Origin of the sequence: Streptomyces sp. NPDC085932, assembly GCF_044540525.1 — a bacterium.
Lineage (GTDB): Bacteria > Actinomycetota > Actinomycetes > Streptomycetales > Streptomycetaceae > Streptomyces > Streptomyces levis.
This window is the reverse complement of sequence record NZ_JBITSJ010000009.1, coordinates 104,339-125,019: the sequence shown is the minus strand read 5'-3', so window position 1 is coordinate 125,019 and position 20,681 is coordinate 104,339. Positions and strand designations below refer to the sequence as shown.

Sequence of the window (20,681 nt, the reverse complement as noted above, 5' to 3'; positions counted from 1 at the left end):
ATGAGCCAGGCGGCACAGAACCTGAACTGGTTGATCACCAACTTCGTGGACAACACCCCCGGGGTGTCCCACACCGTCGTCGTGTCCGCCGACGGCCTCCTCCTGGCGATGTCGGAGGGCTTCCCGCGCGACCGCGCGGACCAGCTCGCGGCCGTCGCCTCGGGGCTGACGTCCCTGACGGCAGGCGCCTCGCGCATCTTCGAGGGCGGCGACGTGGCGCAGACGGTCGTCGAGATGGAGCGGGGATTCCTCTTCCTCATGTCCGTCTCGGACGGCTCGTCCCTGGCCGTCCTCGCGCACCCGGAGTGCGACATCGGCCTCGTCGGCTACGAGATGGCGCTCCTGGTCGACCGCGCGGGCGCGGTCCTCACCCCCGACCTGCGAGCCGAGCTCCAAGGCAGTCTGCTCCACTGATCGGCCCCGGCACCACCCGTCTCACCACATCACCGTCCGGCCGCCACACACCCCACACAGGCCTCGTCAGACGGCTTGATCTGACCGACTTGCTGTCCCGCCCGGAGGACCCATGACCCCGCCCACCGCCTCTCATGATCCGTACGCGGAGCCGTACGAGGACGAGGGCGACCAGCCGCTGGTACGGCCGTACGCCATGACCGGCGGCCGGACCCGGCCGCGCTATCAGCTCGCCATCGAGGCACTGATCAGTACGACCGCGGACCCCGCCGCGCTCATGGGTCTGCTCCCGGAGCACCAGCGGATCTGCCACCTGTGCCGTGAGGTCAAGTCGGTGGCCGAGGTCTCCGCCCTGCTCAACATGCCGCTGGGTGTGGCGCGCATCCTGGTCGCCGACCTCGCGGAGGCCGGTCTCGTCGCGATCCACCAGCCGGGCGGCGACGAGGCCACCGGTGCGCCGGACGTGACACTGCTCGAAAGGGTGCTCAGTGGACTTCGCAAGCTCTGACGCGGGTCGTTCCACCACCTCCGCGAAGATCGTGGTGGCGGGCGGCTTCGGCGTGGGCAAGACCACGTTCGTGGGCGCCGTCTCGGAGATCAACCCGCTGCGCACCGAGGCCGTGATGACCTCGGCCAGCGCGGGGATCGACGACCTGACCCACACCGGGGACAAGACCACCACCACGGTGGCCATGGACTTCGGCCGTATCACCCTGGACCAGGACCTGATCCTGTACCTGTTCGGTACGCCCGGTCAGGACCGCTTCTGGTTCATGTGGGACGACCTGGTGCGCGGCGCCATCGGCGCGGTGGTGCTCGTGGACACCCGGCGCCTGGCGGACTGCTTCCCGGCGGTGGACTACTTCGAGAACAGCGGCCTGCCGTTCGTCATCGCCCTCAACGGCTTCGACGGCCAGCAGCCGTACACGCCCGACGAGGTCCGTGAGGCGCTGCAGATCGGTCCGGACACGCCGATCATCACGACGGACGCCCGGCACCGGGCCGATGCGAAGAGTGCCCTGATCACGCTGGTCGAGCACGCGTTGATGGCCCGGCTGAGGTAGCACCCAATTCTGAGGCTTCATACGGCAGTTGTCGTAGATACACCGGAGCCGACTGTGTCCTTTGACACGGTCGGCCAAGGTGTTCATAACGTTTCGGCAGAGAACTGGGGTGGTACGGCCACGCGTCGCGCACATCCGGTCTCGCTGTGCGCACAATCGCCCCGCCTTTTGGCGGGGCTCGCTCTTTATGACCGTTTTATCTGGGGCTTACACCCCCACGAATCCCTGCCCTCGACTGTTTGGAAGAGCGCAGGTCGTCGTGCTGGAATGCCTGAACTGCCCAATAGTCAATGACGTACTCGTCCGTCGAGGACGTGGTTGGGCTCTGAGACACTGCGGCACATGGTTGGTGCCGACCGCCGAGAGGTTGTTGGTCGAGTGAGGCGAAGCAAGAACAGTCCCGAGCCGTCGGCCCGGGGCAACTTCACCCCGCCGCCGCGCACAGCGGCGCCCGCCCCCGTGCCCGGTTCGGAGCCGACGGCCTCGCCCGACCGGAGCGGCGGCCGTCTCTCCCCGCGCAACTGGCGCGTGGCGACCAGGCTGAACGCGATCCTGCTCATACCCGTGCTGGTCGGCCTCGTCATGGGCGGCTTCCAGGTCAAGAGCTCGATCGACACCTGGCAGGAGGCCGAGGACGCCGAGAACACCGCGCGTCTGGTCCGCGCCTCGCTGCTGTACGCCAACGCCCTCTACAACGAGCGTGACGCCTCGGCGGCGCCCCTGCTGAAGGGCAGCGCCCAGTCCGCCCAGGACAAGGCGACCGTCACCCAGGTCCGCAAGGCCACCGACGAGGCCGCCGACGCCTTCGACGCCGCCGCCCAGAACATGCCGGCCAAGCCGGGCCTGGAGCGCCGGCTGAAGCTGTTCCGCGAGGCCGAGCCCAAGCTGCAGACGCTGCGCCAGGTCGCCTACACCTCCAAGCTCAAGGGCGTCCAGACCGAAGAGGGCTACGTCGAGGTGGCCCACCCGCTGACCGAGTTCGCCAACGAGCTCGGCCTCGGCACCGGCAACATCACCAGCTACGGCCGGACCGTGTACGCCATCGAGCTCACCAAGGCGGCCCTGTCGCTGCAGCGCTCGATCGGCATGCACATCCTGATCAAGCCGGGCCCCGACGACGGCAACCTGGCCAGCCAGCGCGTCGCCCTGTCCTCGTACGCCTACCTCGAGCGCATCGCCGTGCAGGAGTACATCGGCGGTGGCACCGAGCAGGACGCGGCCAAGCTCAAGGAGGCCGAGGCCAAGCTCAGGGCCGACGGCGCCGCGATGGCCCGCGAGGCCAAGGCCAAGAACCCCGACTACGTCGCCCCGCCGGCCAACCCGACCACGATGATCTCGGCCGTCGCGACGCTGCAGAGCACCGACCCGAGTGCCCGCGCCGCCCTCGCCGAGAAGGGCATCACCGCCGAGAACTGGTGGGCGGTCAACACGCTCAAGTTCAACGCGTACGAGAAGATCGAGACCGACCTGGCCGACAAGGCCGTGAGCGAAGCGTCCGACATCGCCGACAGCGCCCAGCGCGACGCCTACATCACCGGTGCCGCCGTCGTGGTCGCCCTGCTCCTGGCGTTCATCCTGGCCGGCGCGGTCGCCCGCCAGATGAGCCGCTCGATGCGCCAGCTGCGCAACGCCGCCTTCGGCATCGCCGAGCAGCGCCTGCCGATGCTGGTCGACCAGCTCTCGCGCACCGACCCGGGCCGCGTCGACACCCGCGTCCAGGCCATCCCGATCAGCACCACGGACGAGATCGGCGAAGTCGCCCGCGCCTTCGACCAGGTCCACCGCGAGGCCGTCCGGCTCGCCGCCGAGCAGGCCCTGCTGCGGGGCAACATCAACGCGATCTTCACCAACCTCTCGCGCCGCAACCAATCGCTGATCGAGGGCCAGCTGACCCTCATCACCGACCTGGAGAACAACGAGGCCGACCCGGACCAGCTGGAGAACCTCTTCAAGCTGGACCACCTCGCGACCCGTATGCGCCGCAACGGCGAGAACCTCCTGGTCCTCGCGGGCGAGGAGCCCGGCCGCCGCTGGGACCAGCCGGTGCCGCTCATCGACGTGCTGCGCGCCGCCTCCTCCGAGGTGGAGCAGTACGAGCGGATCGAGCTGTCGGGCGTGCCGGAGGCCGAGATCCACGGCCGGGCCGTGACCGACCTCGTGCACCTGCTCGCCGAGCTGCTGGAGAACGCCACCACGTTCTCCTCCCCGCAGACCAAGGTCCGCGTCACCGCGACCCGTCTCCCCGACGGCCGCGTGATGATCGAGATCCACGACAAGGGCATCGGCCTGACCGCCGAGGACTTCGCGGACATCAACCACAAGCTGGCGAACCCGCCGACCGTGGACGCCGCGATCTCGCAGCGCATGGGCCTGTTCGTGGTCGGCCGGCTGTCCGACCGGCACGGCATCCGCGTCCAGCTGCGCCCCTCGGGCGAGCAGGCCGGCACCACCTCGCTGGTCATGCTGCCCGACGCGATCACCCACGGCGGTGGCGGCGAGCAGCACGTGGACCGCGACGAGTTCACCGTCTCGCAGATCATCCCGGAGCAGAACTTCGGCGGTGGCGAGAACTTCGGCCAGCCGATGCGCACGGCCGCGGAGCTCGGCTTCGACGACAGCCGCTACTCCGACGTCCCCGACGACATACGCGAGCTGGACCCCGTCGGCCGCTCCCTGATGCGCGAGGAGCGCCGCGCGGCCCTGGAGGCCCAGTCGCACGGCGGCCAGCCCGCCCTGCCCGGCCGGAACGCCCAGGAGCAGGCCGAGGCGCCCGCGTACCAGGACGAGTTCAACGGGCAGCAGGGCTACGGCCAGAACTACGACACCGGCCGGACCGGCTACCCGGAGCAGCCCTCCTCCTACGACGGCCGACAGGCCTACGAGGAGCAGCAGGCGGCGTACGAGGAGCAGCGGCAGACGGCGTACGAGGAGCCGCAGCGGCCGGCGTACGACGAGCAGTACTACGCGCCGAACGGCGGTCTGCCGCAGAACGACACCTTCTCGCCGAACGGCGGCTACCCGGACCCCGCCTATGCGGAGCCGGCCCAGGAGGAGCCCGCGGGGCAGGGCGAGGGTGTGCCCGACAGCTTCCCGGCGTTCGAGCAGCGGCGCTACCAGGATGACTGGCCGCAGCAGGACGGCTACCAGAACGGCTACCCGAACCAGTACGCTTCTGAGGCCCAGGAAACGGAATCTGCGCAGGCCGCTGACGCGAGTGAGCAGGACCGCGTAGGCTTCGACCGTCCGGGACCGGCCCCCTCCGCCGCCCACGCGCTGACCGACGCCGGGCTTCCCCGCCGCGGAGCCACCGCCGGCGGTGCGAACGGCACGGGTGGCGCACGGCACGCGAGCCAGGAGCCGCCGGCCTCCACGCAGGAGAGCAACGGCGACAGCGACTGGCGCTCGGCCAACGACGAGCGGTGGCAGCAGGCCTCGCAGCTCCGGAAGCCCAAGGCGGGCGGGGTCACCTCCTCCGGCCTGCCGAGGCGGGTCCCCAAGGCCAACCTGATCGAGGGGTCCGCCGAGAGCACTCCCCAGGGAGGCCCACAGGTCTCCCGCGCCCCGGAGGACGTCCGGGGCAGGCTGAGCAACCTGCGCCGGGGTGTCCAACGCGGACGCAGCGCAGGCAGTGAAACGAACGGCCAGGGCTTCGGTCCTGACAGCACCTACAACCAGGAGCGTTAGTGTGAGCCCGATGAGCCAGGCGGCACAGAACCTGAACTGGTTGATCACCAACTTCGTGGACAACACCCCGGGGGTGTCCCACACGGTGGTGGTCTCCGCCGACGGACTCCTTCTGGCGATGTCCGAAGGCTTCCCCCGCGACCGTGCCGACCAGCTCGCGGCCGTCGCCTCCGGTCTGACGTCTCTGACGGCAGGCGCCTCCCGGATCTTCGAGGGTGGCAGCGTCAATCAGACGGTCGTGGAGATGGAGCGGGGATTCCTCTTCATCATGTCCATCTCCGACGGATCGTCGCTCGCGGTTCTCGCCCACCCCGAGGCGGACATCGGCCTCATCGGCTACGAGATGGCCCTGCTGGTGGACCGGGCGGGGACGGTCCTGACCCCGGACCTTCGTGCGGAGCTCCAGGGGAGCCTGCTCAACTAATCGACGGACGGTGCGTTTTGGCGTCCCGTGGCCGTAAGGTTTCGGGACGCGGCTCCACAGCGATGGGTGCCAGGCACAGTCGGAGGAGGAGAAAGTGGCAACACCCCCAGGCGGTTCGTCGGGCAACTGGTCGTACGGCCCTGCCCAGGGTCAGGGCGACGGTGGTCAGAACCCGAACCGTTACAACTTCCCCTCCGCACCGAGCCACCGGCAGCCGTACGCGCCACAGGGCCCCGGCCCGTCGCCGTACGACCAGCCCCCGGCCCCGCGCATCCAGCCCGTGCAGCCACAGCGCCGCACCCCCGAGCCGGCGCCCGGTGGGGCGTCGAACCAGCACAATCCGCTGGTGCGTCCGTACGCCATGACCGGCGGCCGGACCCGCCCGCGTTACCAGCTCGCCATCGAGGCGCTGGTGCACACCACCGCGCAGCCGCACCAGATGCAGGGCCAGCTGCCCGAGCATCAGCGGATCTGCAACCTCTGCCGGGAAATCAAGTCGGTCGCCGAGATCTCGGCGCTCCTCACGATCCCTCTCGGCGTGGCCAGGATCCTCGTCGCCGACTTGGCGGAGGCGGGACTGGTCGCCATCCATCAGCCCGGCGGCGACGAGAACGCCGGCGGCCAGCCAGACGTGACACTGCTCGAAAGGGTGCTCAGTGGACTTCGCAAGCTCTAGCGGAGGGCCTTCCCGCTCCACCACGTCCGCGAAGATCGTGGTGGCTGGCGGCTTCGGCGTGGGCAAGACCACGTTCGTCGGCGCCGTCTCGGAGATCAATCCGCTGCGCACAGAGGCCGTCATGACGTCCGCTTCGGCGGGGATCGACGACCTCACCCACACCGGGGACAAGACCACCACCACGGTGGCCATGGACTTCGGCCGTATCACCCTGGACCAGGACCTGATCCTGTACCTGTTCGGTACGCCCGGTCAGGACCGCTTCTGGTTCATGTGGGACGACCTGGTGCGCGGCGCCATCGGCGCGATCGTGCTGGTCGACACGAGGAGGCTCGCCGACTGCTTCCCCGCCGTCGACTACTTCGAGAACAGCGGCCTGCCGTTCGTCATCGCCCTCAACGGCTTCGACGGCCAGCAGCCGTACACGCCCGACGAGGTCCGTGAGGCGCTGCAGATCGGTCCGGACACCCCGATCATCACGACGGACGCCCGGCACCGGGCCGATGCGAAGAGTGCCCTGATCACGCTGGTCGAGCACGCGTTGATGGCCCGGCTGCGGTAGGTCGGTTGCTGTGGGACAGCCCCCGGCGGCCTCTGGGCTGCCGGGGGCTGTCGCGTTGCCGGGTGCCGGTTCGTGGGGGCTTGTCGCGCAGTTCCCCGCGCCCCCGCATCGAAGAAGGCCCCTCTCGCGAGGGGCCTTCTTCGATGCGGGGTCAGCGCCAGCTGTGGGGGGCGCGGAAGCCGGGTTCGCGTTCCAGGCGGCGCCAGCCTGCCTTGACGCGGCCGCGGTGGGCCGGGGCCGGGTCCGTGGGGCGGGCGGCGGCGCGGGCCAGGAGGAGGGCCGTGATGGCGGCCACTTCCTCGGGCTCGGCGTGGCCCTTCTCGACGCGGATATCAGCAGATTCCATGGGTGTCAGTCTCCGTGAGGAAGATGTCCGCAGGGTTACTGCGGCGGGTTGCCGTGCTTGCGGGACGGCAGGTCCGCGTGCTTGGTCTGGAGCATGGCGAGGGACTTGATGAGGACCTCGCGGGTCTCGGCGGGGTCGATGACGTCGTCGACCAGGCCGCGCTCGGCCGCGTAGTAGGGGTGCATGAGCTCGGACTTGTACTCCTTGACCATGCGCGAGCGCATGGCCTCGGGGTCCTCGGCGTCGGCGATCTGGCGGCGGAAGATGACGTTGGCGGCGCCTTCCGCGCCCATGACCGCGATCTCGTTGGTCGGCCAGGCGTAGGTGAGGTCGGCACCGATGGACTGGCTGTCCATGACGATGTACGCACCTCCGTAGGCCTTGCGCAGGATCAGCGAGATCCTCGGCACGGTCGCGTTGCAGTAGGCGTACAGCAGCTTCGCGCCGTGGCGGATGATGCCACCGTGCTCCTGGTCGACGCCCGGGAGGAAGCCGGGGACGTCCAGAAGGGTGATGATCGGGATGTTGAAGGCGTCACACATCTGGACGAAGCGGGCCGCCTTCTCGGAGGCCTCGATGTCCAGGACGCCCGCCAGCACCTGCGGCTGGTTGGCGATGATGCCGACGACCTGGCCGTCCATCCGGCCCAGGGCGCAGATGATGTTGCGGGCCCAGCGCTCGTGGACCTCCAGGTAGTCGCCGTCGTCGACGATCTCCTCGATGACCTTGGTCATGTCGTAGGGCCGGTTGCCGTCCGCCGGGACCAGGTCCAGCAGGACGTCCGAGCGGCGGTCGACCGGGTCGGAGGCCTCGGCGCGGGGCGGGTTCTCGCGGTTGTTCTGCGGGAGCAGCGAGAGCAGGTAGCGGACCTCGGCGATGCAGGTCTCTTCGTCGTCGTAGGCGAAGTGGCACACGCCGGAGGTCTCGGCGTGGACGTCGGCGCCGCCCAGGCCATTCTGGGTGATCTCCTCGCCGGTGACCGCCTTGACCACGTCCGGGCCGGTGATGAACATCTGCGAGGTCTCGCGGACCATGAAGACGAAGTCCGTCAGGGCCGGGCTGTAGGCGGCGCCGCCCGCGCACGGGCCGAGCATGACCGAGATCTGCGGGATCACGCCCGAGGCCTTGGTGTTGCGCTGGAAGATGCCGCCGTAGCCCGCGAGGGCCGAGACGCCTTCCTGGATACGGGCGCCGGCGCCGTCGTTGAGGGAGACCAGGGGGGCACCGGCCGCGATGGCCATGTCCATGATCTTGTGGATCTTCGTGGCGTGGGCCTCGCCCAGCGCGCCGCCGAAGATGCGGAAGTCGTGGGCGTAGACGAAGACCGTGCGGCCCTCCACCGTGCCCCAGCCGGTGATCACACCGTCGGTGTACGGCTTCTTGGTCTCCAGGCCGAAGCCCGTGGCCCGGTGCCGGCGCAACTGCTCGACCTCGCGGAAGGAGTCCGGGTCGAGGAGAAGTTCGATGCGCTCGCGCGCGGTCAGCTTGCCCTTGGCGTGCTGCGCCTTGGTCGCCTTCTCGCTCGGTCCGGCCACCGCCTGCGCACGGATCTCGTGCAGTTCGGCCACGCGTCCACGCGCGTCGGTCGGCTCACCCGGCGCCTCATCCAAAACGGTCATGTAGTGACCTTACGAAGCCAACCAAGAAAAGCGGGCCGTCGACTCCTCACAGTCTCCGGCGTGTTTTCCTGGTAGCACTGAACAGAACCATGCCGGGGTGCAGCCCTTTCGACTGCTCAGGGGGCATTCGCCTTGTAGGGGTCACACAAGCGGCTCAGCCGAGGATCAGGTCACATCGGTGGCTTGCGCAGGCCGTCCCGGGGGTGACGCGCAGCCGCAGCCGACGGCCCGTGGCGAGGACTTCGACGGTCTCGTCCGCGTGGACGACCCGGCGTACGGGGTGGTCCCAGGTGATCTCCAGCGGTTCGCCCGTGCGGGGCGGCTCGCTCACGCAGAGGGTAGCGGTACGGCCCCGGCGGACGGTCAGCACGCTCGCGCCGGCGGAGGCGGTGAGGGGGCCCGCGGTGCCGGGCCGCCAGAAGTTCGCAGCCGTCAGGCCGAGGGAGGGCACGTCGACCGCCTGGCGGCCGGCGTCGTTGGCGAGGACCGACAGCCAGCTGCGGTCGGCGGCGCGGCGCGCGACCGTACGAAGGGACGCCCCGGGCATCAGGAGGTAGGCGTACCGGGCGTCGGCCGGGTCGGTGCCGTGGTCGAGCCAGAGGGTCTGCCAGTGGCGGGTGCGGCGCTCGGTGGTGGAGCCGGTGTTGATGTCGGACCAGGCGCCGGTGCGGGCCTCGCGCAGGGCCCTCGGCTCGCCGTCGAGGAGCACCCAGCCGCCGTGGTCCTCCAGGTGGGCCCAGCCGGCGCCCCGGGCGAAGCGCTGGGTCCCGTGGGCGCCGAGGTTGCGGTTGTCGACGATCGTCTCGACCGGGACCCCGTCGGTGCAGGTGATTCCGGCGCCCAGGCAGATCACCGCGTCCGCGACGCAGAACCAGGACTTGCGGGCCTCCAGGGTGGAGCCGAGGCCCTTGAGGTGCTGGCCGAGCGCCGCGTGGGTGCCGTCGGTGGTGCCGCCGACCCAGCGGGCGTCCGGGCGGGCCGTGCCCCACTCACCGCCCTCCCGGTCGGCCAGCCGCCGGGTGGAGACGGTGGTGCCGGGCAGCCGGTACCAGTCGACGGTCGGCCAGTACCAGTCGGTGTACTGGTCGCTCGCGCCGGACCACCAGCTGACCATGCCCGCGCCGGTGTGCCAGCCGCGCGGGTTCTCGCCGTTGCCGCACTCGTAGTGGGCGATGCGGTCGCTGGCCATGGCGATGTTCACGGTGAAGCCGGGGCGGCGGTGGACGGCGCGGTCCATGGCGGCGAAGAGGTGGTGGCCGGTGGGCTCGGGGGCGGCGGGGACGGGCGCGGCGGCGACGGCGTGCAGCCGGGCGAGGGTGGCCACGCCGAAGTGAGGTGCCGTCAGGAGTGGTGTCACCGTGTCGCGTTCGATCCAGCCCTTGATGCGCGCGTGCCAGCGGTCCCGTTCCGCCGGGCTCGCGCCGGCCGCGAGGAGGGCGATGGCCGCGATGAGCTGGTGGCCGTGGAAGTGGTCGCCGCGCAGGATCCGGCGGTCCTCGGTGCGGAGGTGACCGCGGCTGATGGCGCGGCCGTTGACGCTGTCCATGACGAGTCCGTCGTGGATGAGCGGCGCGTAGGCCCGTTCGACGCTGTCGAGGACGATCTGCCGGTTCGGGTCGGTGACCTCCCAGTCGGAGCCGGCGAGCAGGGCGAAGAGTCTGGCCAGGCCGTCGAGCATGACCTGCCCGTAGGTGCCCGAGTAGGCGACCCAGGTGTGCTGCACGAAGGATCCGTCGGCGTAGAGGCCGTCGCCCGTCGTGACGTACGGGAAGACCGGTGAGAGTGCGTCCCGGGCGAGGGCGATCTTGGCCGGGGCGCGGCCGAGGATGCCGCGCAGGGCGACGGAGCGGCACAGGTCGACACGGTTGGCGCCGGTGGAGGTGCCGGAGTAGTCACCGAGGGCGGAGTCCGGGACGAAGTGGTCGACGGCGGCACAGGCGGCCGCGATCCGGTCGTCGCCCAGCCGGTCGTGGAGGGCGGCCGTGATGTCCAGGAGCGGGCGGGGGCTGCCGATCTGCCACTCCCACCAGTTGCCGTAGCGGGTGGTGCCGGGGTGGTAGACGGTGGCGGAGAGGTGGTCGAGGCCGCGCAGGATGCCGGTGAGGAGGTCCGGGTCGCCCGTCGAGCCGGTGCCCTGTTGGACGTAGGCCTGGGTCATGGTCCACAGGCGGTTGTAGCTGCGGGTGATGCCGGCCGGTGGGTCGAAGGGGTGCCCGGCCCAGAGGGAGCCGGCCGTCGGGGCCAGCTGCGCGAGCAGCTCCCGGGCGAGGGCGCCGGTGGCGGCGAGCCGGGAGGCGTACGGCTCCGCCGACGGGTCGTAGCCGGTGCCGAGCGCGATGTCGAGCCAGCGCCTTCGCAGGGTGTCGTAGGGGTCGGCGGGAGCGTCCGCGACCCGGGCCGCGGGCGTCGCGCCCCCGGTCGCCGCGAGCGCCACGGCGGCCAGCAGCAGGGCACGACGACGGCTCGGGCCGTCGGCCACGCCCGTACGACGGAGGGACACACGGCGCTGCGCAGTCATGACCCTGCCCTACCACGGGAGGCCGGTCACCTGAACGGAGGATCCGGCCGAGTGCCCGGGATGGCGGAACGGGGAGTCGGCCCCGGGACGGTGGGCCGGGTGTACCGGCCCGTCAGCCCCGGCGGTCCCGCAACCGGCGGTAGAGACCCGGTTTCAGGGCGCGGGCGCGGCCCTCGGGCGGTGGGGCGAGGTGGGCCTCGTCCCGGTGGCGGCGGACCGCGTCGAAGATCGTGGCGGCGACGTGGCCGGGGGTGAGGAGGCCGGACCGGTGGGTCCGGGACTCCGTGTCGACGGGCCCGGGGACGACGTAGGTGACGCCGACGCCCGTGCCGCGCAGTTCCTCGCGGAGCGCCCCGGCGAAGGCGGCGAGACCGGCCTTGGCGGCGGAGTGCACCGCTTCCTGACCCGCGCCGGCGACCGCGCCGAGCAGCACCACACGGCCCCGCCCGGCCGCGATCATGGTCGGCAGGACCTCGCGCACGAGGTGGAGCGTGGCGTTGAGGTCCAGGGTCAGCACGCGGTCGATGTCGGTGTGCGGCATGGCGGCGAACGGGCCGGTCCAGCGGATGCCCGCCCCGGCGACCAGGACGTCGACCCGGCCGGTCGTGTGCAGCGCGGAGCGGGCCAGCAGGCGTGGTCCGTCCGGGGCGGCGAGGTCGGCGGGCAGCACGACGGCCGACGTGCCGGCGGCGGTCCGCTCCAGGCGGTACCGGTCGCGCCCGCTGAGCAGGAGCTGCCAGCCGTCCATGGCGAAGCGCCGAGCCGTGGCCGCCCCGATGCCCGAGGAGGCGCCGGTGACCAGGGCCACGCGCCGGTCGAGACGCCGTTCCGGTCCGTGGACGCGCGTCCGGGCGGGCCCGGGGGCGCCGGCCCGGCGTGCGGTGGCGTCCGCCGGTGGGTCGTAGGCCGAGCCGGAGCCGGTGAGTGTCACGAGTCGTCTCCCCTGCGCTGTGCCTCGTCTGTCTCCCTACGGTCCTTTGCTACGGAACCTCCTCTTCCGGTGCGCCGCCACCGCACCCCGTCGTCCCGGTGGTCCCGGCGCACCGGCCGACGGGCCCCGCCGCCCAGGTGAACCGCGGGTCGCGGCGTCGCGCACCCGATCGTCGCGGAACCACCCGTGCGGGGCCGCCCGGTGCCGCCAGGCGGCGGTACGGGCCCCCGGTCGGGCGGCCGCGGGAATCCGATGCCGACACACCTTCCAAAGATGTTGAAGCTTGAACGGAATAGGTCTACGGTGGATCCCGTTGAGTAGTTCAACATTCAACATCAAGCCCAGGAGGCACCCCATGAGCATCTTCAGCCGCACCGACGCCGAGACCGCGACCGCCACGGGCACCGCCGTGACCCCGGAGCTCGCCGCTCTGACCGGCGACTACACGATCGACCCCGCGCACTCGACGATCGGGTTCGTCGCCCGCCACGCCATGGTCACGAACGTCAAGGGCAGCTTCCAGGACTTCACCGGCACGCTCCACCTCGACGGCACGGACCCCTCGCGGTCCACAGCCTCGCTGGACGTCGTGATGGACAGCATCGAGACGGGCAACGCGGACCGCGACGGGCACCTCAAGAGCGCCGACTTCTTCAAGGCGGACGAGTTCCCGACCATGACGTTCCGCTCCACCAAGGCCGAGGCGCTCGGCGGTGACGACTACCGCGTCACCGGCGATCTGACGATCCTCGGCACCACCCGCCCCCTGACCATCGACCTGTCGTTCAACGGCGCCGCGAAGGACCCCTTCGGCAACGAGCGCGTCGGCTTCGAGGGCAAGGCGCAGATCCTGCGCTCCGAGTGGGGTCTGACCTGGAACGCCGCGCTGGAGACCGGTGGCGTGCTGGTGTCCGACAAGATCAAGCTCAGCTTCGACATCTCGGCGATCCGGAACGCGTGAACCGGCGGCACCGGCCCGGCGCACCCCCGCCGGGCCGGCCTGGCCGGATCGCGCCCCTTGTGCGAGAACCGTCGGCGTTCCCATAATCCAGCAGCAGAATTTTGACCAGTCCATGCCAGCACATGGACGTTCTTTTTTGCTGCGCTGCTGTCATGCGCTCGTCAAATGATGCTTCGGTTGCACGTCTCCCCGGTCAACCCCCCACGAAGGGCATCACGTTGAAGAGACTCCTCACGGCTCTCAAGAGATGCGCGGCCCTCGGCGCCGCCGCCCTCGCGATCGCCAGCCTCCAGCCCGTCTCCGCCGCGCAGGCCGCTCCCTCGCCCGTCGTCGGCGGAACCCGGGCCGCGCAGGGCGAGTTCCCGTTCATGGTCCGGCTCTCGATGGGCTGCGGCGGCGCGCTCTACACCCAGCAGATCGTGCTCACGGCCGCGCACTGCGTGGGCAGCTCCGGCAACAACACGAGCATCACCGCCACCGCGGGGGTCGTCGACCTGCAGTCCACCAGCGGTCGCGTCCAGGTCCGCTCCACCAAGGTGCTGCGCGCCCCCGGCTACAACGGCACCGGCAAGGACTGGGCGCTCATCAAGCTCGCCCAGCCCATCAACCTGCCGACCCTGAAGATCGCCACCACCACGCAGTACAACACCGGCGACTTCACCGTCGCGGGCTGGGGCGCGAACCGCGAGGGCGGCGCCCAGCAGCGCTACCTGCTGAAGGCGACCGTGCCGTTCGTCAGCGACGCCGCCTGCAAGGCCTACGGCGGTCTGTACAGCGGCCTCGTCGCGAGCGAGGAGATCTGCGCCGGCTTCGACGCGGGCGGTGTCGACACCTGCCAGGGCGACTCCGGCGGCCCGATGTTCCGCAAGGACAACGCCGGCGCCTGGATCCAGGTCGGCATCGTCAGCTGGGGCGAGGGCTGCGCCCGACCCGAGGCGCCCGGCGTCTACACGGAGGTCTCGACCTTCGCCTCCGCCATCGCTTCGGCGGCGTCCACACTCTGACCCGCCACGCACGGGGCCCGGCGCCGGGACGGCGCCGGGCCTTCGGTGTGTGGGGCGCCGGGGGCGCAGGGGTGCCGTTGTGGCGGGCTCAGGGGGTCGGCTCGATGCGGGACTCCAGGTCGGCCACCGTCGACGCCACTCGGGCCTGGCGCAGGCTGGGTGTTGTGGCGCGCAGGACGCCGAGCATCGCCAGGTAGCGGTCCGTGCGGCCTAGGGCGTGGAAGGCCGCCGCGGCCCGTGGGTTCCGCTCCAGGGCCGCCGCCAGGTCGTCGGGGACCCCGGCCTCCTTCTGCGACGCGTACGCCGCGTCCCACCGTCCGTCCGCCCGCGCGGCCGCCACCTCCGCGAGCCCGCCCGGACGCATCCGGCCCTCGGCGGTCAGTTCGCCGACCCGGCGGACGTTGACCGCGGACCAGAGGCTGCCGGGGCGCCGCGGGGTGATCCGCTGGAGGTAGCGCGAGGCGTCGAGTCCCTTGCGCTGCCCCGTGATCCAGCCGTGGCACAGCGCCACGTCGTTGACGTCGGCGGCGCTGACGGAGGGGATGCCCGAGCCCTTCTTCGCGACCTCGATCCACAACCCGGGGTGCGGGGCCGGATGGGCGGTCAGCCAGGAGTCCAGCTCGGCCACGGTCGCGAAGGCGAGGGGGCCGGTGTCGTCGGAGGCGGTCATGGCACCACCGTAGGCGGGCAGTAGGACGGATGCTGTCCGCTACCCGAGCAGGGCGCGGGCCTGTTCGCGGGCGGAGGCGGCGGCATCGGGGAAGATGCCGAGGCCGTGCGCGACCAGGGCGCCCTCGTGGAGCAGCATCAGCGTCCGGGCCAGCTCGCCGGCCCGGTCCGGGACGATGTCCTCGGCGAGCCGGGTGAACAGGTCGAGCATCCACCGCTTCTGGCCGGTGATGACCGGGTGGGCCGGATGGGCGGGGTCACTGATCTCCGCGTGGGCGTTGACCATGCTGCACCCCTTGGGGCTGAGGTCCGCGGCCCAGGCGCCCGTGGCGTCGAAGACGGCCAGGGCGCGTGCGCGCGGATCGGGCCCCGCCGCGTCCAGGTGCTCGGCGAGGAACGCCCGCCAGCGCTCGTCCCGGTCGGCCAGGTACTCCACGACGATCTGCTCCTTGGACCCGAACCGGTCGTAGAGGGTCTTCTTCGTGACCCCGGCCTCGGCGGCGATGAGGTCGACCCCCACGGCGTGGATGCCGCGCTCGTAGAACAGCCGGGCGGCGGCGTCCAGGGCGCGGCGGGCCGCGGGGGTCATCACGATCCGGTGCGGGGTCTGCGCGGGGGTACCCATGACAGTCGAGTATACCGATCTGTATAGTGAGGAGGGAAAGGGTATACCGATCTGTTTACTGGTTGTGATGTCGTGAACATCCTCCTGTCCCTCGCCTTCGTCCTGTGCTGGAGCTCCGGCTTCATCGGCGCCAAGCTCGGCGCGGGCAGCGCGTCCGCGCCGACCATCCTGATGTGGCGCTTCCTGCCGCTGGCCGTCGTCCTCGTGGCGGTCGCCGCCCTGATGCGCCCGGCCTGGCGGGGGCTCACCGCCCGGGACGTCACCCGGCAGGCCGTGATCGGCGTGCTGTCGCAGAGCGGCTACCTCCTCAGCGTCTACTACGCGATCCAGCTCGGCGTCTCCAGCGGCACCACCGCCCTGATCGACGGGGTGCAGCCGCTGGTCGCCGGGGCCCTGGCGGGGCCGCTGCTCGGGCAGTACGTCTCGGGCCGGCAGTGGGTGGGCCTCGGCCTGGGGCTGAGCGGCGTCGCCGTGGTCACCCTGGCCGACGCGACCGCCGGCACCGGTGTGGCCTGGTGGGCGTACGCCGTCCCGCTGCTCGGCATGCTGGCCCTGGTCGCGGCGACGTTCCTGGAGAGCCGGTCCCGCTCGCGGGTGGCGCCCTCGGTGTCGCTGACCGTGCACTGCGCCACCAGCGCCGTCCTGTTCACCGTGCTCGCGCTGGGCGCGGGGGCCGCGGCGCCGCCGGCCGAGCCCGGCTTCTGGATCGCGGTGGCCTGGCTGGTGGGGCTGTCCACGTTCGGCGGGTACGGGCTGTACTGGCTCATCCTCGAGCGCTCCGGGGTGACCAAGGTCAACACCCTGATGTTCCTCATGGCGCCGGTCACGGCCGTCTGGGGTGCGCTGATGTTCGGGGAGCCGTTCGGCGTGCAGACCGCCCTCGGGCTGGCCGTCTGCCTCACGGCCGTCGTCGTGGTGCACCGCGGTGCCGGGCGCACCGGCCCGGCCGTGACAGCGGCCAAGGGCGAGCCGTCGGGGCACCGCTCGGCCCACTCCCCCGACCGCGCCCGGCCCGCGGCGCCTTGCGGACCCGGGCGGCCGCGGTGTCAGAAGCCGCCTCCGAAGTCCCCTCCCCCGCCGCCGAAGTCGCCGCCCCCGAAGCCCCCTCCGAAGTCACCGCCGAAGTCGCCGGAGTCGAAGTCGGCCCCCGAGACGTCGCCACCCTCGTAGCCGCCGAAGTCGCCGTAGCCGGAGCCGTAGTCGGCCGCGTAGGCCGGGCCGGCCATCATGCTGCCGAGCATGGTGCCGACCAGGAGACCGGGCAGCAGGCCGCCGCCGAAGTAGCCGCCGGCCCAGGGGCCGTAGGCCGGGCCGGCCTCCCAGTACGGGCGGCGGCCGTGGTCGGTGTCGACCTCGCGGATCACCGGGTCGCGGCCCTCGGCGAGCCGCGTCCGGTCGGCCGCGCAGACCGGCACCTCGCGCGCGGCGCCTCCCGGCGGCGTCCAGCTCGCGTCGGTGACCGACGGGCCGTGTCGCGGGTCGAAGAAGCAGGGCGGCCGGCGCTCCGGCAGCGGCCTGCCCTCACGGCGCGCAGCGAGTCGGGCCAGGGAGAACCGGCCGTCCTCCACGGCCTCGGTGACGGCCTTCACGTCCTCCGGCCGCACCGCCGCGGCCATCAGGGCCTTGGCCTGCTCGTAGGCGTCCAGCGCGCGTTCGTAGTCGCCGCGCATGGCGTCGTCGGCGCCCGGCTCCCCCGGATGGAAGTCGAGGCGGTCGAGTTCCTCGCCGAACGCGGTGATGTCCTCGTCGACGACCACCCGCAGCTTCTCCAGCGCGGCCCGCTGCTCCTCCTCGTGGCGGCGCCGGTTGCGCCGGACCACGGCGTAGGCGCCCGCACCGCCGGCCGCGACCAGCGCGCCGACCGTGATCAGCCCGCCGACCGGGACGTCACCGCCCGAGCCGTCGCTCCAGCTGCTCGGCGCCGTGCCGCCCACGTTGCGCAGTGCGTCGTCGACGAAGTCGTTCAGCTGCGCCTTGGTGTCGCCCGCGCCGCGCACGGCGGTGACCAGGTTGGACACCGCCTGGCGGCTCATCACGGAGCTGTCCGCGCGGGCGTCGAACCGGTCACCGAGGCGGATGCCGTACAGGCCGGTCACGCCGGTCTCGGTGCGCAGGTTCCGGAAGAGGTCCTGCGTGGGGTACCCGGCCGGGAGGACCGCCACGAAGACGGGCTTGTCCGCGTCCCGGATCTTGTCGGCGAGCGCCTGCGCGTCCGACTCCGCCAGCAGGCCGGCGGCGGCCGGATCGACGTACACGGGGTTCTCGCGCAGTTGCTGGGCGACCTTCGTCAGGTCGGTGGCCGCGTGCGCACCCGGCGCACCGGCCAGCAGCACCGCCAGGACGGCGGCGATCGGCACGATCAGCAGGCGTACGGCAGTGCGCACCAGTGCGGGCCTCATATGTTCGAAGCTACCTGAATCGGTACAGAAACGGATATCCGTGAGGGCAGGGATTTCGGGGCTCGGCTGCGCCTACGATGCCTCCTGGCCCACCGCCGTGGGCCGGTCCGGCCGGTCCGGCCGAGCGGTCGCAGCAGAAGGGGCGGGAAGAGGGGCATGTTCGGAAGACGCAGAGCCGCGGACATGACGGTGTCCGAACTCGCCGAGCTGGACCGGTCGCGGACGCGGTCCGACCTGTTGTGGGAGCTGTTCCGGCATGCCGAGGCCGAGGTGACGTCGGCGATCGACTGGTATCTGGCCCGGCGCCGGGGTCCGGCGCTGTGGTCGCGGTCGCTGCGGGCGCTGGCCGCGCTGCTGGGCATCGTCGGCACCCTCACACCGCTGGTGCACGCCGCCGCGCCCACGGCCGTGCAGCCCGAGTGGGGCTTCGTGTTCCTGGCCGGCGGGGCGGGCTGCGTCCTGTTCGACCGGATCTTCGGCTTCTCCGCGTCCTGGACCCGCTACATCCGCACCCAGCTGGCGCTGCAGCAGCTGCTGAAGAAGGCGCAGTCCGACTGGGCCCAGGCGTACCTGCGCACCACCGACTCCCCGAGCGACAAGGAGCAGGCCGCGCTGCTCGGGGTGATCGAGCGGCTGCGCACGGACGCCCAGCGGATCATCGAGGACGAGGGCACGGCGTGGGTCGGCTACCTGGCCGACGGGGTCGAGGAGCTGACCCGCTCCACGTCCCACGCCGCCGGCCAGCGTCCCCACGCCGCGGGCCTCTTCCGCCTCGACCGCACACCCGGCCGCGACCGGAACGGCGACCTCCCGGGGCCGCGCTCCCGCGACACGGCGATGTGAGGTCCGCGGGTCCCGACCCAGGCGGCCGGGGCCCGCGGCCCGCCCGCGGTTACTGCGCCGGCTCGACTCCCGCGCGCAGCAAGCCGTACGTGTACGCGTCCTCCAGGGCCTGCCAGCTCGCCGCGATGACGTTGTCGGCGACGCCCACCGTCGACCACTCGCCCGAGCCGTCGGAGGTGGAGATCAGCACCCGGGTCGTCGAGTTGGTGCCGTGCTTGCCTTCGAGGATGCGGACCTTGTAGTCCACCAGCTCCAGCTTGGCGAGCTGGGGGTAGATCTTCTCCAGCCCGACGCGCAGGGCCCGGTCCAGCGCGTTGACCGGGCCGTTGCCCTCGGCCGTGGCGACGATGCGCTCGCCCTTGGCCCACAGCTTGACGGTCGCCTCGTTGGCGTGGGACCCGTCGGGCCGGTCCTCGACGATGGCCCGCCAGGACTCGACCTCGAAGTAGCGCAGCGGCTTGCCCTGCACCTCGGTGCGCAGCAGGATCTCGAAGCTCGCGTCGGCGGCCTCGTAGGTGTAGCCCTTGAGTTCGCGCTCCTTGACCCGCTCGACGACCCGGCCGACCAGCTCGCGGTCGCCGCCGAGGTCGACGCCGAGTTCCTTGCCCTTGAGCTCGATGGAGGCGCGCCCGGCCATGTCGGAGACCAGCATCCGCATGGTGTTGCCGACCTGCTCGGGGTCGATGTGCTGGTACAGGTCCGGGTCGACCTTGATGGCCGAGGCGTGCAGTCCGGCCTTGTGGGCGAAGGCGGAGAGGCCGACGTAGGGCTGGTGCGTGGAGGGCGTGAGGTTGACGACCTCGGCGATGGCGTGGGAGATGCGGGTCATCTCGCGCAGGTGTCCCTCGGGCAGGACCCGCTTGCCGTACTTGAGTTCCAGGGCCGCCACGACCGGGAAGAGGTTGGCGTTGCCGACGCGCTCGCCGTAGCCGTTGGCCGTGCACTGCACGTGCGTCGCGCCCGCGTCGACCGCCGCGAGGGTGTTGGCCACCGCGCAGCCCGTGTCGTCCTGGGCGTGGATGCCGAGCCGGGCGCCGGTGTCGGCCAGGACGGTGCCGACGACGGCCTGGATCTGGGCGGGGAGCATGCCGCCGTTGGTGTCGCACAGGACGACGACGTCCGCGCCGGCCTCGGAGGCCGTACGGACGACCGACTTCGCGTACTCGGGGTCGGCGCGGTAGCCGTCGAAGAAGTGCTCGCAGTCGACGAAGACCCGGCGGCCCTGCTCCTTCAGGAAGGAGACCGTGTCCCGGACCATCTCCAGGTTCTCGTCGAGGGTCGTGCGCAGCGCGAGTTCGACATGGCGGTCGTGCGACTTGGCGACCAGCGTGACCACTGGGGCGCCGGACTCCAGCAGTGCCCTGACCTGCGGGTCCTTGGCGGCCGTGGTGCCGGCGCGGCGGGTGGAGCCGAACGCGACCAGCTGGGCGTGGCGGAAGCGGATCTCCTGCTGGGCGCGGGCGAAGAACTCGGTGTCCCGGGGGTTCGCGCCGGGCCAGCCGCCCTCGATGAAGCCCACGCCGAAGTCGTCCAGGTGCCGTGCGATGGCGAGCTTGTCCGCGACGGTGAGGTTGATGCCCTCCCGCTGGGCGCCGTCGCGCAGGGTGGTGTCGAAGACGTGGAACGAATCGTCGAGCTCGCTGGTAGCGGTCATGGTGTCAAGGCTCCTGAGGATGGGATCTCGGTCGTACCGGAATGACCGGCTCCACCGCCCTCACATACTCCCTCGCGCTCTCGCCTCCGGCTGTGGGTGGGCCAGAAATGCGAAAAACCTCTCGCGGGTGCGAGAGGTCTGCGCGCGGGTCGAGGACGACGGTGTCCGCCCGTACCTGGTCGTACGTGGCGGTCACTGCGGACCGGCGCGCCTGCTGCCAATAATCATGGCGAACGAGAGCACGGGGGCAGTCTGGCACAACCCCCGCGCCTCGCTCACGGTTGTCTC

General features: G+C 71.6%; 18 protein-coding genes and 1 pseudogene. 11 read left to right on the top strand and 8 right to left on the bottom strand.

Annotated elements, in window-relative coordinates; genetic code table 11:
- The 7 genes from ACIGAQ_RS35375 (at position 1) to ACIGAQ_RS35345 (ending at position 6,824) form a co-directional block, all read left to right on the top strand.
- Positions 1–414: a roadblock/LC7 domain-containing protein gene (locus ACIGAQ_RS35375; protein WP_005479910.1), complete on the top strand. Its 414-nt coding sequence runs from the start codon at positions 1–3 to the stop codon at positions 412–414.
- A gap of 112 nt (positions 415–526) precedes the next feature.
- Positions 527–922 carry a DUF742 domain-containing protein gene (locus tag ACIGAQ_RS35370; protein ID WP_031121441.1) on the top strand — a complete coding sequence of 132 codons (396 nt, stop codon included), beginning with the start codon at positions 527–529 and terminating at the stop codon, positions 920–922.
- Positions 903–1,478: an ATP/GTP-binding protein gene (locus ACIGAQ_RS35365; protein WP_020271455.1), complete on the top strand. Its 576-nt coding sequence runs from the start codon at positions 903–905 to the stop codon at positions 1,476–1,478. The genes ACIGAQ_RS35370 and ACIGAQ_RS35365 overlap by 20 nt, the downstream gene beginning before the upstream one ends.
- Before the next feature lie 378 nt (positions 1,479–1,856).
- Entirely contained in the window at positions 1,857–5,162 is a 3,306-nt protein-coding gene (locus ACIGAQ_RS35360) for a nitrate- and nitrite sensing domain-containing protein (RefSeq protein WP_399790316.1), read from the top strand.
- A 10-nt stretch (positions 5,163–5,172) separates the two neighbouring features.
- Entirely contained in the window at positions 5,173–5,586 is a 414-nt protein-coding gene (locus tag ACIGAQ_RS35355; RefSeq protein ID WP_004983065.1) for a roadblock/LC7 domain-containing protein, read from the top strand.
- Positions 5,587–5,680: 94 nt separating this feature from the next.
- The gene (locus tag ACIGAQ_RS35350) at positions 5,681–6,262 is read left to right on the top strand and encodes a DUF742 domain-containing protein (protein ID WP_311685468.1); all 582 of its coding nucleotides are present in this window, start codon (positions 5,681–5,683) and stop codon (positions 6,260–6,262) included.
- The gene (locus tag ACIGAQ_RS35345; protein WP_014675207.1) at positions 6,243–6,824 is read left to right on the top strand and encodes an ATP/GTP-binding protein; all 582 of its coding nucleotides are present in this window, start codon (positions 6,243–6,245) and stop codon (positions 6,822–6,824) included. The genes ACIGAQ_RS35350 and ACIGAQ_RS35345 overlap by 20 nt, the downstream gene beginning before the upstream one ends.
- 151 nt (positions 6,825–6,975) lie before the next feature.
- Here the strand turns inward: ACIGAQ_RS35345 and ACIGAQ_RS35340 are convergent, their stop codons facing one another.
- The 4 genes from ACIGAQ_RS35340 to ACIGAQ_RS35325 all read right to left on the bottom strand — a co-directional run bounded on the left by ACIGAQ_RS35340 (position 6,976) and on the right by ACIGAQ_RS35325 (position 12,238).
- Complete coding sequence (locus ACIGAQ_RS35340) at positions 6,976–7,170, bottom strand: acyl-CoA carboxylase epsilon subunit (RefSeq protein WP_311685471.1); 195 nt, start codon at positions 7,168–7,170, stop codon at positions 6,976–6,978.
- A 35-nt stretch (positions 7,171–7,205) separates the two neighbouring features.
- Positions 7,206–8,789 (bottom strand): acyl-CoA carboxylase subunit beta, encoded by a 1,584-nt coding sequence (locus tag ACIGAQ_RS35335; RefSeq protein WP_311685474.1) that lies wholly within the window; start codon positions 8,787–8,789, stop codon positions 7,206–7,208.
- Positions 8,790–8,943: 154 nt separating this feature from the next.
- Positions 8,944–11,307 carry a polysaccharide lyase 8 family protein gene (locus ACIGAQ_RS35330; RefSeq protein ID WP_399790310.1) on the bottom strand — a complete coding sequence of 788 codons (2,364 nt, stop codon included), beginning with the start codon at positions 11,305–11,307 and terminating at the stop codon, positions 8,944–8,946.
- Positions 11,308–11,419: 112 nt separating this feature from the next.
- On the bottom strand, positions 11,420–12,238 hold the full coding sequence (locus ACIGAQ_RS35325) for an SDR family NAD(P)-dependent oxidoreductase (protein ID WP_399790307.1): 819 nt from the start codon (positions 12,236–12,238) through the stop codon (positions 11,420–11,422).
- 355 nt (positions 12,239–12,593) lie between these two features.
- On the opposite strand from ACIGAQ_RS35325, the gene ACIGAQ_RS35320 reads away from it, so the two are divergent.
- Together ACIGAQ_RS35320 and ACIGAQ_RS35315 are read left to right on the top strand one after the other, a co-directional pair.
- A complete protein-coding gene (locus ACIGAQ_RS35320) occupies positions 12,594–13,199 on the top strand; it encodes a YceI family protein (RefSeq protein ID WP_399790304.1) in 606 nt (201 codons plus the stop codon).
- A 218-nt stretch (positions 13,200–13,417) separates the two neighbouring features.
- Positions 13,418–14,203 (top strand): serine protease, encoded by a 786-nt coding sequence (locus tag ACIGAQ_RS35315; RefSeq protein WP_311685480.1) that lies wholly within the window; start codon positions 13,418–13,420, stop codon positions 14,201–14,203.
- Positions 14,204–14,291: 88 nt separating this feature from the next.
- Here ACIGAQ_RS35315 and ACIGAQ_RS35310 read toward each other — a convergent pair whose 3' ends face one another.
- Positions 14,292–14,873, bottom strand: a complete 582-nt coding sequence (locus ACIGAQ_RS35310) for a YdeI family protein (RefSeq protein WP_399790301.1) — start codon at positions 14,871–14,873, stop codon at positions 14,292–14,294.
- Positions 14,874–14,912: 39 nt separating this feature from the next.
- The gene (locus tag ACIGAQ_RS35305; protein WP_399790298.1) at positions 14,913–15,497 is read right to left on the bottom strand and encodes a TetR/AcrR family transcriptional regulator; all 585 of its coding nucleotides are present in this window, start codon (positions 15,495–15,497) and stop codon (positions 14,913–14,915) included.
- A 72-nt stretch (positions 15,498–15,569) separates the two neighbouring features.
- Here ACIGAQ_RS35305 and ACIGAQ_RS35300 point away from each other — a divergent pair.
- Positions 15,570–16,430: pseudogene (locus ACIGAQ_RS35300) on the top strand (DMT family transporter); the annotation flags it as partial.
- A 113-nt stretch (positions 16,431–16,543) separates the two neighbouring features.
- Here the strand turns inward: ACIGAQ_RS35300 and ACIGAQ_RS35295 are convergent.
- A complete protein-coding gene (locus ACIGAQ_RS35295; protein WP_399790296.1) occupies positions 16,544–17,896 on the bottom strand; it encodes a hypothetical protein in 1,353 nt (450 codons plus the stop codon).
- 183 nt (positions 17,897–18,079) lie between these two features.
- Between ACIGAQ_RS35295 and ACIGAQ_RS35290 the strand changes: the two genes are divergently transcribed.
- A complete protein-coding gene (locus ACIGAQ_RS35290; RefSeq protein ID WP_362284220.1) occupies positions 18,080–18,739 on the top strand; it encodes an SLATT domain-containing protein in 660 nt (219 codons plus the stop codon).
- 49 nt (positions 18,740–18,788) lie between these two features.
- On the opposite strand, the gene cimA is transcribed toward ACIGAQ_RS35290, so the two are convergent.
- Positions 18,789–20,393 (bottom strand): citramalate synthase, encoded by a 1,605-nt coding sequence (gene cimA, locus ACIGAQ_RS35285; RefSeq protein ID WP_399790292.1) that lies wholly within the window; start codon positions 20,391–20,393, stop codon positions 18,789–18,791.
- Positions 20,394–20,681 lie beyond the last annotated feature (288 nt).